At 69.5% G+C, this 15614-nt stretch carries 13 protein-coding genes; 11 read left to right on the forward strand and 2 right to left on the reverse strand.

What is annotated here, in order from left to right:
• Positions 1 to 155 precede the first annotated feature (155 nt).
• The gene (locus AAC134_RS03080) at positions 156 to 1166 is read left to right on the forward strand and encodes an ABC transporter permease (RefSeq protein WP_339947580.1); all 1011 of its coding nucleotides are present in this window, start codon (positions 156 to 158) and stop codon (positions 1164 to 1166) included.
• A gap of 64 nt (positions 1167 to 1230) precedes the next feature.
• Positions 1231 to 2115: an ABC transporter permease gene (locus AAC134_RS03085; RefSeq protein ID WP_339947695.1), complete on the forward strand. Its 885-nt coding sequence runs from the start codon at positions 1231 to 1233 to the stop codon at positions 2113 to 2115.
• A gap of 67 nt (positions 2116 to 2182) precedes the next feature.
• Here the strand turns inward: AAC134_RS03085 and AAC134_RS03090 are convergent, their stop codons facing one another.
• On the reverse strand, positions 2183 to 3088 hold the full coding sequence (locus AAC134_RS03090; protein WP_339947581.1) for an acyl-CoA thioesterase II: 906 nt from the start codon (positions 3086 to 3088) through the stop codon (positions 2183 to 2185).
• 205 nt (positions 3089 to 3293) lie between these two features.
• Here AAC134_RS03090 and AAC134_RS03095 point away from each other — a divergent pair, with 205 nt between their 5' ends.
• The 8 genes from AAC134_RS03095 (at position 3294) to AAC134_RS03130 (ending at position 11857) form a co-directional block, all read left to right on the forward strand.
• Positions 3294 to 3932 (forward strand): TetR family transcriptional regulator, encoded by a 639-nt coding sequence (locus tag AAC134_RS03095; protein WP_339947696.1) that lies wholly within the window; start codon positions 3294 to 3296, stop codon positions 3930 to 3932.
• Positions 3933 to 4107: 175 nt separating this feature from the next.
• Positions 4108 to 5250 (forward strand): acyl-CoA dehydrogenase family protein, encoded by a 1143-nt coding sequence (locus AAC134_RS03100; RefSeq protein ID WP_339947582.1) that lies wholly within the window; start codon positions 4108 to 4110, stop codon positions 5248 to 5250.
• 103 nt (positions 5251 to 5353) lie between these two features.
• The gene (locus AAC134_RS03105) at positions 5354 to 6925 is read left to right on the forward strand and encodes a long-chain-fatty-acid--CoA ligase (protein ID WP_339947583.1); all 1572 of its coding nucleotides are present in this window, start codon (positions 5354 to 5356) and stop codon (positions 6923 to 6925) included.
• Positions 6926 to 6997: 72 nt separating this feature from the next.
• The gene (locus tag AAC134_RS03110) at positions 6998 to 7903 is read left to right on the forward strand and encodes a crotonase/enoyl-CoA hydratase family protein (RefSeq protein WP_339947584.1); all 906 of its coding nucleotides are present in this window, start codon (positions 6998 to 7000) and stop codon (positions 7901 to 7903) included.
• A gap of 65 nt (positions 7904 to 7968) precedes the next feature.
• Positions 7969 to 8748: an enoyl-CoA hydratase-related protein gene (locus tag AAC134_RS03115; RefSeq protein ID WP_339947585.1), complete on the forward strand. Its 780-nt coding sequence runs from the start codon at positions 7969 to 7971 to the stop codon at positions 8746 to 8748.
• Between the two features lie 45 nt (positions 8749 to 8793).
• Complete coding sequence (locus tag AAC134_RS03120; protein ID WP_339947586.1) at positions 8794 to 9951, forward strand: acetyl-CoA C-acetyltransferase; 1158 nt, start codon at positions 8794 to 8796, stop codon at positions 9949 to 9951.
• Positions 9952 to 9953: 2 nt separating this feature from the next.
• Positions 9954 to 10733, forward strand: coding sequence for an SDR family NAD(P)-dependent oxidoreductase (locus AAC134_RS03125; protein ID WP_339947587.1), 780 nt, complete (start codon positions 9954 to 9956; stop codon positions 10731 to 10733).
• Positions 10734 to 10864: 131 nt separating this feature from the next.
• Positions 10865 to 11857 (forward strand): nitronate monooxygenase family protein, encoded by a 993-nt coding sequence (locus tag AAC134_RS03130; RefSeq protein WP_339947588.1) that lies wholly within the window; start codon positions 10865 to 10867, stop codon positions 11855 to 11857.
• A gap of 403 nt (positions 11858 to 12260) precedes the next feature.
• Here AAC134_RS03130 and AAC134_RS03135 read toward each other — a convergent pair whose 3' ends face one another.
• Positions 12261 to 13964 carry an EAL domain-containing protein gene (locus tag AAC134_RS03135; RefSeq protein WP_339947589.1) on the reverse strand — a complete coding sequence of 568 codons (1704 nt, stop codon included), beginning with the start codon at positions 13962 to 13964 and terminating at the stop codon, positions 12261 to 12263.
• Positions 13965 to 14168: 204 nt separating this feature from the next.
• Here AAC134_RS03135 and AAC134_RS03140 point away from each other — a divergent pair, with 204 nt between their 5' ends.
• Positions 14169 to 15470, forward strand: a complete 1302-nt coding sequence (locus tag AAC134_RS03140) for an extracellular solute-binding protein (RefSeq protein ID WP_339947590.1) — start codon at positions 14169 to 14171, stop codon at positions 15468 to 15470.
• Positions 15471 to 15614: the final 144 nt, after the last annotated feature.

Consider the following 15614-nt stretch of genomic DNA (forward strand, 5'->3'; position numbering starts at 1 on the left):
CCGGGGGGCGTCTGCGCGCCCCCCTCGCCCTTCCGCCCCCCGTGCGCGGGGGGCGGCCTGCCTCCGCGCCCAGGCCCTTCGGCCGCGCGTCCCGAGACCGGAGCCGGCGCCCCGCCGCTCCGCCACGCCGCGCAGGCTGACCCCCAGAGACGCCCATGCTGACCTACACCCTGAGACGGCTCGCTTTCGCGGTTCCCGCGCTTCTGGCGATCAGCTTCATCATCTTCGCGATCCTCGACCTCGCCCCCTCGGATCCGACGGCGCAGCTGCCGCTGACCATCCCGCCCGAGGTGCGCGAGAAGATCCGCATGAGCCTCGGCCTCGGCGAGCCCTTCGCGGTGCGCTACTGGAAATGGCTGATCCAGTTCTTCGTCAACGAGCCCCTGAACCTGATCGAGCAATGGACCGGCTGGAGTTTCGGCGACGGCGACCGGTTGCGCGTCCTGTCCTGGCAGACCCGCTCGCCCGTCGTGGACCTGATCGCCCAGCGCATGCCGCAGACCCTGTGGGTGGTGGGCATGTCCTATGTGATCGGCGCGCTGATCGCGATCCCCATCGGGGTGATCTCGGCCTATCGGCAGTATTCGTGGTTCGACCAGTTCGGCACGCTGTTTTCGATGGTCGGCTTCTCGATCCCGACCTTCTTCACGGGGCTCTTGTTCATCGTGATCTTCTCGGTGAACCTCGAGTGGTTCCCCTCGATCTACGACACCACGCACCGGGTCACGGACTGGGACAGCTTCGTCTACCAGATCAAGCAGATGATCATGCCGACCATGGTGCTGGGGCTCTACAACGCCTCCCAGATCAGCCGCTTCATGCGGGCCTCCATGCTCGACAATCTCGGGCAGGACTATGTGCGCACCGCCCGCGCCAAGGGCATGACCGAGCGGGTGGTGGTGCTGGTGCACGTGATGCGCAACTCGTTGATCCCGGTGGTGACGGTGCTGGCGCTGAACCTGCCGCAGGTCTTCGGGGGGGCGATCATCACCGAACAGATCTTCAAGGTGAACGGCCTCGGCCAGCTGCTGATCGGCGCCATCGAGGGCGGCGACATTCCCACCGTCCAGACCCTGACCTTCATCTTCGCGGTGCTGATCGTGCTGTTCAACCTGATCGCCGACCTGCTCTACGGCATCCTGGACCCGAGGATCCGCTATGACTGACCAGCCGATCCCCGCCGGCGGCGCCACCCCCGCGGGCGGCCCCGCTCTCGTCGCCGCGCCCGAGATGCCGCGCCACCGCTCGCAATGGTCGGACGTGTGGCGCCAGTTCGCCTCTCACCGCGGGGCGCTGGCGGGGATGGCGGTGTTCCTGTTCATCATCCTGCTGTTCACGCTGGGGGCGTTCCTGCACGACGTGGACCCCCAGAAGCTCGACATCCGCGCCAAGAACCAGCTGATGAGCTGGGAGCATCCGCTGGGGACCGACAACCTCGGACGGGACATGCTGGCCCAGATCATCGCGGGGGGGCAGGTGTCGCTCGCCGTGGGCGTGACCGCGATGCTGTTGTCGCTGCTGGTGGGCACGCTGATCGGGGTGCTGTCGGGCTATTTCCGGCGGCTCGACGGGCCCTTGATGCGTTTCACCGACCTGTTCCTGGCCCTGCCGCTGCTGCCGCTGCTGCTGGTCATCATCATGCTGTTCCGCGACGTGCTGCGCTCGGCCTTCGGGCCGGAGAGCGGCATCTTCATCCTGATCGTCTTCGTGATCGGCATCACCTCCTGGATGCAGACCGCGCGCATCGTGCGCGGCGACGTGCTGGCCCTGAAGGAGCGGGAGTTCGTGCTGGCCGCCAAGTCCATCGGCACGCCCTCGCGGCGCATCATCCTGCGCCACATCCTGCCCAACGTGCTGAGCCCGATCATGGTCTCGGCCACGCTCGGCGTCGCCAACGCCATCATCACCGAGAGCGCGCTGTCGTTCCTGGGCCTCGGCTTCCCCTCGGACTTCCCGACCTGGGGGCGGCTGCTCTACGACGGCGCGAACTTCATGACGCTGACGCCCGACCGGGTGATCTGGCCCGGCCTCGCGATCTCGCTGACGGTGCTGTCGGTGAACTACATCGGCGACGGGTTGCGCGATGCGCTCGATCCGCGGATCAGGGGGCGCTGAGGCCGGGCAGGGCGCAAACGAAAAGGGCGGCCCCCGGGGCCGCCCTTTGCCGTTTCGTCAGGCGGTTTCAGCCCTTCTTCTTCATCGGCCGCATCAGCCCTTCCTGCGCGACCGAGCAGACCAGCTCGCCGGCCTGCGTGAACACCTGCCCGCGGTTGAAGCTGCGGGCGCCGCCGGAGAAGGGGCTGTCCATCGAATAGAGCAGCCAGTCGTCAAAGCTGACCGGCTTGTGGAACCACATCGCGTGGTCCAGCGAGGCCTGCATCGCGTCGCCCCGCCGCCAGGAGATGCCGTGCCGACGGGTGCCGGAGCTGAGCAGGTTCATGTCCGACGCATAGGCCAGCAGGCACTGGTGCACCTCGGGCGGCTGGTTCGCGGGCGCCTGGAGCTTCATCCACAGGCGGTTGAAATCCGACAGCTGCTTGGGCTCGAGCAGGTCCTGGGGCTCCACCTCGCGCATCTCGATCGCGTAGATGTGGGTCGGCCCCAGCGGGTCGAACTTGCCGGTCTTGCGCCGGATCTCCTCGCGGATCTCGTGGCGCGAGCGCAGGCCGCTGTCGGGGCCGGGCGTGTCGGGCATCTCGTGCTGGTGCGACCAGCTCTCCTCGGGCCGCTGGAACGAGGCGGCGAGGTTGAAGATCTGCCGGCCGTGCTGGATCGCGATCACCCGGCGGGTGGCGAAGCTGCGGCCGTCGCGGGCGCGGTCGACCTCGTAGATCACCGGGATCGCCGGGTCGCCGGGATGGATGAAATAGGCGTGGATCGAATGGCAGGCCATGCCCTCGACCGTCTTGTAGGCCGCGCGCAGCGCCTGGGCGATGACGTGGCCGCCGTAGATGCGCACGTGATCCTCGTCGGCCTCGGCGACATGCCCGCGGAACAGGTTCATCTCCAGGCGCTCGACGTCGAGCAGGTCGATCAGCTCCTCGACCAGCTGGCGGCCGGGAACGGGTTGGGGGCTCGGCTCGGACACGGCGTCTCCTCTGGCGGGTCGTGGGCGGGCGCCGGCGTCGGGCCGGCGGGCGGGAGATTACTCCCCACCGCGCCGCGGCGCCATGGGTGCGGCGCAACACGGTCGCCGCGCATGACCGGCCGGCCGGACGGCGAGCGTCGCGTGACAACGCTTCGCTCCCCGATTAAGGTCAGCGCCATGAACGCAGGGACAGTTTAACTTGACGATGAAGAGCGAGTCGGCCGCCGTGGCCGTAGAGGGGCGGATGTCGACGCGCGACCTGCTGCTGACCGCGGCCAGCGAACTGATGCGCAAGCGCGACACGCTCAACGTGCCGATCAGCGAGATCGCGGCCGAGGCGGGCGTGAACTCGGCGCTGGTGAAGTACTATTTCGGCAACAAGAACGGGCTGATGCTGGCCCTGCTGGAGCGGGACCTCGGCGCCTCGATCACCCAGCTCTCGGCGCTGGTCAACATGGACATGAGCCCGTCCAAGAAGATGCGCTATCACCTGTCGGGCCTGGTGCGCATGTATTTCCGCTGCCCCTACCTGCAGCGGCTGCTGATCAAGACGATGCGCGACGAAAACGCCGAAACCGCGCGCGACATCGCCGAGAAATACCTCTCGCCGATCTCCCGCGCCTACCAGACGATGATCTCCGAAGGGGTGGCGGCGGGCGAATTCAAGCCGATCGACGCGCGCCTGTTCTACTTCATCGCCATCGGCTCGGCGGACCAGATCTTCTCGGCGCGATTCGTCCTGAAGTACGTCCACGGCATCGACGAGATCGACGACGAGCTGCGCCGGGCCTATGTCGACACCACCATCACGCTGATCATGGACGGGCTGCTCGCCAAGCGCTGAGCCCGTCCGCAAACCCGGCCGAAATCTGACCCGGACGCCCGTTCCGCCCGTCCCGGCGCCCGCCCTGGCGGGCGCCGCCACGTGGCTTGCGGCGCCGCGCTTGCCGCTTTACCGTCCCGGTTTAATCGACTAGTTAATACCGCCAAGGCCGATTGAACGCCATCGGGAGGATCATATGCTCGACGCCATGGACCGCAGCGTTTACGACGAGGAGCACGGGCTGTTCCGGGATGCGGTGCGCAAGGTCTTCGACCGCCACCTCACCCCGCGCCTGGACGAATTCGAACAGAGCGGCGTCGTCGACCGCTCGGTCTGGCTCGCCGCCGGCGAGGCCGGGATGCTCTGTCCCACCGTCCCCGAAGAATACGGCGGGATGGGCCTCGATTACCGCTACAACGCCGTCGTCGCCGAAGAGCTCGCCTACCTCGGCTCCTCGGCCGGCTTCACGCTCCAGTCCGACATCGTGGCCGACTACCTGGTCGCCTACGGCTCGGAAGAGCAGAAGAAGAAGTGGCTGCCCAGGTTCGTCACCGGCGAGGCGATCAGCGCCATCGCGATGACCGAGCCGGGCACCGGCTCCGACCTCCAGGGCGTCAAGACGACGGCCAAGAAGGACGGCAACCACTACGTCGTCAGCGGCCAGAAGACCTACATCACCAACGGCCAGAACGCCGACGTGATCGTGGTCGTGGCCAAGACCGACCCGACGCAGGGCGCCAAGGGCATCTCGCTGATCCTGGTCGAGGCCGACCGCGACGGCTTCACCCGCGGGCGCAACCTCGACAAGATCGGCCAGCACTCCGCCGACACCTCCGAGCTGTTCTTCCAGGACGTGCGCGTCCCGATCACCAACTGTCTGGGCGAAGAGGGCAAGGGCTTCGCCTACCTGATGAACCAGCTGCCCCAGGAGCGTCTGTCGATCGCGCTGGCCGCCCAGGCCGGCGCGCAGCGCGCCTTCGACGAGGCGGTGAAGTTCACCAAGGAGCGCACCGCCTTCAAGCAGCCGATCTTCGACTTCCAGAACACCCGCTTCACGCTGGCGAGCCTGAAGTCCAAGCTGCAGGTCGGCTGGGCGCATGTGGACTGGGCGCTGGCCCGCCACGTCGAGGGCAAGCTCGACGCCTACGAGGCCTCGGCCGCCAAGCTCTGGCACACCGAGATGCAGTGGGAGATGGTGGACGCCTGCCTCCAGCTCCATGGCGGCGCCGGCTACATGAACGAATATCCGATCGCCCGCCTGTGGCGCGACGCCCGCGTGCAGCGCATCTACGGCGGCACCTCGGAGATCATGAAGGAGCTGGTGTCCCGCTCGATCTGACGGCGGGCCGGCCCCGGCGGCGTCAAGACCGCCGGGCCGACAGGACAACGGGGGCGACGCGGCCGGCGCAAGGCCGCGCGCCCGCTCAGGGAGGATGCACCGAATGATCGACCCCGCCGCGCTGAAGACGATGGGCACGCTCGCCCGCTCGAACGCCAAGCGCCGCCCCGACGTGATGGTCCACGAGTTCGAGGGCCGGATCACCACCTTCGCCCAGTTCGACCGCTACACCGACCAGGTGGCCAACGGGCTGCAGGCGCTGGGCGGCCGGAACGTCGCCTACTGGGGCAAGAATTCCGACGTGGCCTTCGAGCTGTTCATCGGCACGGCCAAGGCCGGCGGCTTCTTCGGCCCGCTGAACTGGCGCCTGGCGCCGGCCGAGATCGCCCAGATCCTCGAGCGCTACGTCCCCGACGTGCTGGCCGTGGGCCCCGAGTTCCTGTCCGCCGTCGAGGAGATCCGCGACCAGCTCCCCAAGGATCTGACCATCATCGCGGCCGAGGGCGGGTCGGAGAAACACCCCTCCTATTTCGACTGGCGCGACGGCCAGGACGCCGAGTTCAAGGGCGACCTCGGAGAGCCCGACGACGTCTGCCTGGTGCTGTTCACCTCCGGCACCACCGGCCTGCCCAAGGGCGTGATGCTGAGCCATCACAACCTGCTGGGCCAGCGCACGCTGATGTCCGCGGCGGGCATGAACTACGACACCATGGATGATGACGCGATCATGCTGGTGTGCATGCCCTTCGCCCATATCGGCGGCATCGGGGTGTGGTGCCTCAGCTACGCCAACTGCGCCAAGGCGATCATCACGCGGGAGTTCAACCCCCTCGAGGCGCTGGACCTGTTCATCAACCGCGGCGTCTCCCACGCCTTCCTGGTGCCCGCGGCGCTGCAGTTCATCGTGCGCACGCCCCAGGCGCAGGCGGCCGATTTCTCCCACGTCAAGAACATCGCATATGGCGCGGCGCCGATGCCCGTGCCGCTGCTGGAAGAATGCCTGACCGTCTTCGGCTGCGACTTCTGCCAGTGCTACGGGATGACCGAGACGACCGGCACGATCTCCCTCCTGCCGCCCGAGGATCACCGCGCCCGCGACCCCAAGCGCCTCGCCTCCGCCGGCAAGGCGCTGCCGGGCTCGCAGATCAAGATCGTGGACCCCGACGGGACCGAGCTGCCGCTGGGCGAGATCGGCGAGATCGCGATCCTGTCGGGCAACAACATGGCCGGCTACTACAACAACCCCGAGGCGACGGCGAAGACCAAGGACGCGCAGGGCTGGGTCCGCTCGGGCGACGCGGGCTACATGGACGCGGACGGCTATCTCTACATCCACGACCGCATCAAGGACATGATCGTCTCGGGCGGCGAGAACGTCTATCCCGCCGAGGTCGAGAGCGCCCTCTACGCCCATCCCGCCATCTCCGAGGCCGCCGTGATCGGCGTGCCGGACGAGAAGTGGGGCGAGGCGGTGAAGGCCGTGGTCACGGTGAAGGAGGGCCAGACCCTCGACCCCGTCGACGTGATCAACTTCGTGCGCGGGCGGCTCGCCCACTTCAAGTGCCCCAAGTCGGTCGACGTGATCCAGGCGATGCCCCGCAACGCCTCCGGCAAGCTCCTGAAACGAGAGCTTCGCGCACCCTACTGGGAAGGCCAGGACCGACAGGTCAATTGAGGGCCCCCGCCTCCGGGGGCGCGTGAACCGGCGCCCCCGGCCACCAAAAAAGAACCCCGGAGGAGACGCACCATGGCGGAGCGCAAGGACTACTCGACGATCTACACGACGCTGGACGAGGGGATCTTCACGATCACCCTCAACCGGCCCGACAAGCTGAACGCCTTCACCCGCGACATGATGGACGAGATGATCGCGGCCTTCGACGTCTCGGACGCCGACGACCGGGTGCGCGCGGTGATCGTCACCGGCGAGGGCCGCGGCTTCTGCGCCGGCGCGGACCTGGAGCGCGGCAAGGGCGACGGCGGCAAGGTCTTCACCACCGGCGACTTCATCAAGAAGAACCCCGACGGGACCAACGACTACTCGGCCGAGGAACTCCGCGACGGCGGCGGCCAGGTCACCCTGCGCATCTTCGACAGCCTAAAGCCGGTGATCGGCGCGATCAACGGACCCGCGGTCGGCATCGGCGCCACCATGCAGCTGCCGATGGACGTTCGCATGGTCTCGACCAAGGCCCGCGTCGGCTTCGTGTTCCCCAAGCGCGGCATCGTCCCCGAGGCCTGCTCGTCGTGGTTCCTGCCCCGCGTCGTGGGCATCTCGCGCGCGGTGGAGTGGACCACGACAGGCCGGATCTTCGACGCCGACGAGGCGCTCGCCACCGGCTACGCCCGCTCGGTCCATGAGCCCGACGACCTGATCCCCGCGGCCCGCTCGCTGGCCAAGGAGATGTCGGAGAACACTTCCCCCGTCGCCGTCGCGCTGGCGCGCAACATGATGTGGAAGATGCTGGGCGAGCCGCACCCGATGATGGCCCACCGCGTCGACAGCCGGGGCATCGCCGCGCGCGGGATGTCGGCCGACGTCAAGGAAGGCGTGCAGAGCTTCCTCGAGAAGCGCGCCCCGCAGTTCCCCGACAAGGTCTCGACGGACATGCCCGACTACTACCCGTTCTGGGAAACGCCCGAGTATCGCTGAGGCGATGCGCGCGGGCCCTTGGCGGCCCGCGCGATCGCCCGCGCCCTGACTGACCGGAGACCCCCATGTCCGACAAGCTGCTGGTGGAGAAGGACGGCGATGTCGCCGTCATCCGCCTCAACGACCCCAAGACGATGAACGCCATCACCTCCGACCTCGCGACCGAGTTCAAGGAGGCGATCGAGGCGGCCGCGGGAAGCTCCCGCGCGATCCTGCTCGCTTCCGGCGAGCGGGCGTTCTGCTCGGGCGCCAACCTCTCGGGCGGCACCGTGGAGCCGGGCGACCCCAACGCCGACGCGGGCGGGGCGCTGGAGAAGCACTTCAACCCGCTGATGATGGCGATCCGCGACTCGGCCGTGCCCATCGTCTCGGCGGTGCGCGGGGCGGCGGCGGGCGTCGGCTCGTCGATCTCGCTGTCGGCGGACATGATCGTGGCCGGCAAGTCGGCCTACTTCATGCTCGCCTTCGCACGCATCGGTCTCGTGCCCGACGGCGGCGCCACCTGGCTGCTGACCCGGGCCGCGGGCCGGGCGCGGGCGATGGAGATGATGCTGCTGGCCGAGAAGATCCCGGCCGAAAAGGCCCTCGACTGGGGGCTCGTCAACCGCGTGGTCGAGGACGACAAGATCGACGAGACCGCGATGGAACTGGCCCAGCGGCTGGCCAGGGGCCCCCAGCCCTCGCTGCGCCTGATCCGCAAGCAGGCCTGGCTCGCGGCCGACGGCTCCTTCGCCGAGGTGCTGCAGGCCGAGCGCGACCACCAGCGCGACGCCGGGCGTTCGGCCGATTTCAAGGAGGGCGTCTCGGCCTTCCTCGAGAAGCGCGCCGCGAAATTCGGCGGCTGACCGCCGCCCCAACCCATACGTCGAAAAGACGAAGGAGGAGTGATCATGGCTGAAGCCTACATCTGCGCCGCCGTGCGCACCGCCGGAGGCCGCCGCGGCGGCAAGGTCGCCGACTGGCACCCTGTCGACCTCGCCGCCCAGTCGCTGAACGCGGTCGTCGACCGCTCGGGCGTCGATCCCGCGGCCATCGAGGACGTGATCATGGGCTGCGTCGGCATGGTCGGCGAGCAGGGCCTGCACATCGGCCGCAACGCCGTGCTGGCCTCCAAGCTGCCCGAGCATGTGCCGGCCGTGTCCATCGACCGCCAGTGCGGCTCGTCCCAGCAGGCGATCCAGTTCGCGGCGCAGGCCGTGATGTCGGGCACCATGGACCTGGTGATCGCCGCGGGCGTCGAGAGCATGACCCGCGTGCCCATGGGCTCCTCGGGCCGGTTCAGCCGCTCGTTCGAGCCGGGCTCGGCCAAGTCGCCGGGGCTGGACAAGAAGTATCCCGACATCGCCTTCACGCAGTTCGCCGGCGCCGAGATGATCGCCCAGAAGCACGGCTTCACGCGTGAGCAGCTCGACGCCTTCTCGCTCGAGTCCCACAAGCGCGCCGCCGCCGCCATCCAGGCCGGCGCCTTCAACGACGAGATCGTGCCGCTGGAGATCGAGGGCGGCATGCACACCCAGGACGAGGGCGTGCGTCTGGACGCCTCGATGGAGGGTCTGGGCGGCCTGAAGACGCTGGTCGAGGGCGGCGTGATCACGGCGGGCAACGCCTCCCAGATCTGCGACGGGTCTTCGGGCGTGCTGATCGCCTCGGCCGAGGCGGTCAAGCAGCATGGGCTGAAGCCGCTGGCGCGGATCCACAACCTGACCGTGACCGCCGGCGACCCGGTGATCATGCTCGAGGAGCCGCTCTACGCCACCGACCGCGCGCTGAAGCGGGCGGGGATGAAGATCGACGACATCGACCTCTACGAGGTCAACGAGGCCTTCGCGCCGGTGCCGCTCGCCTGGCTGAAGCATGTGGGCGCGGACCACGCGAAGCTGAACGTGAACGGCGGCGCGATCGCCCTGGGGCACCCGCTGGGCGCCTCTGGCACCAAGCTGATGGCGACGCTCGTCCACGCGCTGCATGCGCGCGGCAAGAAGTGGGGCCTGCAGACCATGTGCGAAGGCGGCGGCGTCGCCAACGTGACCATTATCGAGGCTGTGTAATCATGGATGTGAACGGACTTTCCGCCGTCGTCACCGGCGGCGCGTCGGGCCTGGGCGCCGCGACCGCCAAGCGGCTGGCCGCCAAGGGCGCCAAGGTGGCGCTGTTCGACCTCAACGCCGAGAAGGGCGAGGCGCTGGCCAAGGAGCTGGGCGGCGTCTTCGTGCATGTCGACGTGACCTCGGATTCCTCGGTCGACGAGGGCTTCGCCAAGGCCCGCTCCGCCATCGGGCAGGAGCGGATCCTGGTCAACTGCGCGGGCATCGGCAACGCGATCAAGACCGTGGGCCGGGACCGCAAGACGGGCGAGATCCGCAAGTTCCCGATCGACGCCTACAAGAAGATCATCGAGGTCAACCAGATCGGCACCTTCCGCTGCATCGTGGGTTCGGCCGCGGGGATGCTGGAGCTGGAAAAGCTCGACTGCGGCGACCGGGGCGCGATGGTGATGACGGCCTCGGTCGCGGCCGAGGACGGGCAGATGGGCCAGGTCGCCTACTCCGCCTCGAAGGGCGCGATCGTGGCGATGACCCTGCCGATCGCGCGCGACTTCGCCTCCGAGGGGATCCGCATCAACACGATCCTGCCGGGCATCTTCAACACGCCGCTGTTGCAGGGCGCGCCCGACAACGTGAAGGCGGCGCTCTCGGCCTCGGTCCCCCATCCCCCGCGGCTGGGCGACCCCGACGAGTATGCGGCCCTGGCGATGTGCATGCTCGAGACCGGCTACTTCAACGCCGAGGACGTTCGCCTCGACGGCGCCATCCGCATGGCGCCTCGCTGATGCGACGTCAGGGGTTCCGCGGTCGCTTGACCTTCGCGTAACCTCTTTGGGAGGAGCACGGCCGGGCCGGGGGTTCACGCCCTCGGCCCGACCCGCAACGGGCGCCCGGCAGAGGCGCGGAGGAGGACGACATGAAGACCCGTTTCACCGAACTGTTCGGCGTCGAGCATCCCATCGCCCAGGGCGGCATGCAGTGGGTGGGCACGGCCGAGCTGGTGTCCGCCGTGGCCAACGCCGGCGGCCTGGGCTTCCTCACGGCCCTGACCCAGCCGACCCCCGAGGCGCTGGCCAAGGAAATCGCCCGCTGCCGCGAGATGACCGACAAGCCCTTCGGCGTGAACCTGACGATCCTGCCGACGCTGACGCCTCCGCCCTATGCGGAGTATCGCGACGCGATCATCCTGGGCGGCATCAAGGCGGTCGAGACCGCCGGCTACAAGCCCCAGGAGCATGTCGACGCCTTCAAGGCCGCCGGCGTGAAGGTGATTCACAAGTGCACCGCGGTTCGTCACGCGCTCTCGGCCGAGCGGATGGGCGTGGATGCGATCTCGATCGACGGGTTCGAATGTGCGGGCCACCCGGGCGAGGACGACATCCCCGGCCTGATCCTGATCCCGGCGGCCGCCGACAAGATCAAGATCCCGATGATCGCCTCGGGCGGCTTCGGCGATGGCCGCGGGCTCGTGGCGGCGCTCGCGCTGGGCGCCGAGGGCATCAACATGGGCACCCGCTTCTGCGCCACCAAGGAGGCGCCGATCCACGAGGCTTTCAAGCAGGCCATGGTCGACCAGGACGAGCGCGCGACCGACCTGATCTTCCGCTCCTATCGCAACACGGCGCGGGTGGCCAGGAACGCGATCTCCCAGCAGGTGCTCGAGGCCGAGCGGGCCGGCAAGCCCTTCGAGGAGGTCGCCCACCTGGTCAAGGGCGTGCGCGGCCGCGAAGGGCTGACCTCGGGCGAAACCGACCACGGCGTCTGGTCGGCCGGCATGATCCAGGGCCTGATCAACGACGTGCCCTCGGTCAAGGAACTGATCGACCGGATCATGGCGGACGCGCACGAGATCATCGCCTCGCGCCTGGCCCGCTTCGACGCCGGCTCCGACGCCGTCGCCGCCGAGTAAGGCCGCATTCGATCAAGCCGGACGGGGGCCTGCGGGCCCCCGTCTGCGTTTTCCCGGCGATCGCGGGCGCGCCGCAGAGGGTGCGCAGCCCGCAGCCCGGCGCGATCGCGTCCCGCCGGAAGCATTGCGCGAGGACGGGCGGGCGGGCGCGGACTCCTCGGGGTCCGAAAGGTCCTGGCGCGGCGGCCCAGCCGGGGCTCCGGGGTTGTCGTCGGGGCTGGCTGCCTCGGGTCTGCGAGCCTTCCGGCGGAGGGCGAGGCCGATCCGGCGAAGGGCCGAAGGGGACGGCGGGACGGACGCTCGCGCTGCGCGCGTCGCCCCGCCCGCCATCCCCGGGGCCGGGCGCCTGGCGGAGGGCGGAGGGGAGGGGTCCGGCGGCGCCGGCGCCGTCCGCCGGCGGGTCTCAGCCGGCGCGGCGGGCGTCGGCGGGGAGGGCGGCCTCGGCGGCGATGCGGGCCAGCGCCTCGGTCTGGGAGGCGGGGCGGCCCAGCAGGAAGCCCTGGCCGAAACCGCAGCCCAGCGCGCGCAGGCGGGCGAGCTGGGCCGCGGTCTCGATCCCCTCGGCGGTCGCGTCGACGCCCAGGCCGCGGGCCAGGCCCAGCACCGCGCGCAGGATCTCGTCGCCCTCGCCCGCGTCGCCGGCGCGGGCGATGAAGCCCTTGTCGATCTTGATGCCGTCAAAGCGCAGGCGGGTGATCTGGGCGAGGCTGGAACAGCCCGCGCCGAAGTCGTCCAGCGCCACCCGCACCCCGGCCTCGCGCAGGCTGTCGAGGATCATCACGCCCATGTCGGGATTGCGCATCACCGCGGTCTCGGTCACCTCGATCTGCAGGCGGGCGGGGGGCAGGCCGGCGTTCGCGAGGGCGCCCAGGATCCGGGGCGCGAGCTCCGGGTCCCCGAGCTGTGTGGGCGAGATGTTGAACGACAGGCGCAGCCGCTCCGGCCAGCGCACGGCGTCGGCGCAGGCCTGACTCAGCAGCTGCTCGGACAGGCGCATGATCTGTCCGGTCTCCTCGGCGAGCGCCACGAACTCCGCCGGGGCGGCGGCGGGGGCGCCGTCGGGGCCGGTCCAGCGGGCCAGCGCCTCGAATCCCGCGAGGCGCCCGCTCGCGAGCTCGACCAGCGGCTGGTAGAGCAGAGAGATCGCCGGGGAAACCTGCGCCGCCGCCGGTTTGCCCGGCTTGTCCGAAGCGCCCGAGGGCTCGGTCGGCCTCGCGGCCAGGGCGCGGCGCAGCCCGGTCTCGAGCTCGGCCCGGCGAGCCAGCGCGTCGCCCATCTCGGGACGGTAGGCGGCCGCCTGGCCGCGCCCGCTGTCCTTGGCCGCGTAGAGCGCGGCGTCGGCCATGCCCAGCGCCTCGGCGAGGCGCGGCGTGTCCTCGGGGAGCAGCGCGACGCCGACCGAGGCGCCGACGCGCACCGCCACGCCGCCAAGCTCGATCGACTCCGAGAGCGCCGCGCAGATGCGGTCGCCCAGGGCCAGCGGATCGGGGGCGACGGCCCGGTCGACGATCACCACGAACTCGTCCCCGCCAAGGCGCGCGATGACACCGCCTGGAACCGCGCGGCGCAGTCGGGCCGCGCTTTCGCGCAGCAGGGCGTCGCCGCCCTCGTGGCCGACCAGGGTGTTGACCTGCTTGAAGCCGTCGAGGTCCAGCGCCAGCACCGCGCCCCGCTCCAGCCCCATGTCGTCGGTCCGACGATCGGGCCCCGAGGCCCAGGGGCGGCCGGCGGCGCGCCGATCCGCGCGCGAGCGGCGGTCGACGCCGTGGCGGGCGGTCATCTCGTCGATGAAGCGGCGGTTGAACAGGCCGGTCAGCGGATCGTGCAGGGCCAGCCAGGCGACCTCGGCCTCGGCCCGGTCGCGTCCGGCCTCGCTCCTGCGCAGCACCAGGCCGCGGCGGGCCAGCGCGACCATCGCCAGCAGCCCCGCCAGTGCCAGCGCCAGCAGCAGCTCGTCGAGTTCCCAGTCCTCGTGCACGACCATCAGGCCGACCACGTCGTCCATGACGTCATAGGCGCTTGCCACGGCGTAGACCGCGACCCAGCAGATCACGAACATCCCTTCGGCGCTCTGCGCCAGGGTGAGAGCGCGCCGCACGAGCGCCATGCCATGTCCTCCCAAGCCGATCCCGCGATGGTCATGGGCCGCCGGAGGCTAAGTCCGGGTTAAAGACGCCGCCGCTCCGCGCGACTGCAATGCAAACGACATCAAACCGTGATCCGCACGACATCGAGCGCCGCTAGGCATCGCCACGGTCCGCTCGCGGCGCCCGGGGGGCGCGCGGGCTCCCGACGTTCATGAGGGTTACGCATGCTCCGCAAGACGCTGCTCGCAGCCGGCGCGCTGGCCGCCACGGCCACCTACGCCCAGGCCCAGACCGAAATCACCTGGTGGCACGCCATGGGCGGCGCCCTTGGCGAGACGGTCAACGAGATCTCGACCCAGTTCAACGAGAGCCAGTCCGACTACAGGATCACCCCGATCTACAAGGGCGGCTACGAAGAGACCCTGACCAACGTCATCGCCGCCTTCCGCGCCGGCGAGCAGCCCAACATCGTGCAGGTGTTCGATGCGGGCAGCGCCACGATCATCGGCGCCACGGGCGCGGTGCTGCCGGCCGAGGACCTGCTGAACGAAGCCGGCGCCGGCTTCGACGTGACCGACTACATCGACGGCGTGCGCTACATGTACGCCGACGCCTCGGGCAAGATGATCGGCATGCCGTTCAACTCGTCCACACCGATCCTCTACTACAACGAGGACGCGCTGAAGGCCGCGGGCGTCGAGGCGCCCAAGACCTGGGAAGAGTTCGAGGAGATCGCGCCCAAGCTCAAGGAGGCCGGCTACGTCCCGCTGGCCCAGAGCCACATGCCCTGGATCTTCGTCGAGAACTTCTTCTCGCGCCACAACCTGCCGTTCGCGACGCAGAACAACGGCTATGAGTCCGCCCAGGACGTCGAGCTGCTGCTGTCCTCGACGCCCGAGCTGCAGATGCACTTCGACAAGCTGAAGGAATGGCAGGACGCGGGCCTGTTCGGCTACTACGGCCCCGGCTGGAACGACAACCAGCAGCCGTTCGAGAATGGCGACGTGGCGATGTGGATCGGCTCCTCGGGCAGCTTCGGCGGCCTGCAGCAGTCGATGAAGCATCCCTTCGCCTCGACCTACCTGCCCTACTGGGGTTCGGTCGAGGGCGCCGGCGGGTCGACCTTCATCGGCGGCGCCGCGCTGTTCGCGCTGACCGGCCATGACGAAGCCGAGAACCAGGCCACCGCCGCGTTCTTCGAGTTCCTGACCTCGCCCGAGGTCCAGTACATGTGGCACCGTCAGACCGGCTACGTGCCGATCACCAACGCCGCCTACGAGATGGCCAAGGCCGACGGCTACTACGACGAGGCCCCCTCGGCCGAGACCGGCATCCTGCAGCTGCTGCTGCCGGCCGGCGAGTGGACCCGCGGCTATCGCCTGGGCTTCTACCCGCAGGTCCGCGACGTCATCAACCGCGAGACCGGCAAGATCTTCTCCGACGAGACCTCGGTCGAGGACGCGCTGAAGACGATCGACGAGGAAGGCGACCAGATCCTGGAGCGCTTCGCCAAGACCTCGGGCTGATCGCCCGGCCATGGCGGACGGGGGCGCCCGCGCGGCGTCCCCGTTCTCTTTCCGGGGGAGGGCCCCCGGCGAGACCTCGGGGGACGCTCCCCGCCGCCTTTCCGGGGGTTCGCCCCCACCCACGATCCCACCGCGAGCCGCATT

Source organism: uncultured Albimonas sp., from assembly GCF_963977235.1.
In the GTDB taxonomy this organism is placed as follows: Bacteria; Pseudomonadota; Alphaproteobacteria; order Rhodobacterales; family Rhodobacteraceae; genus Albimonas.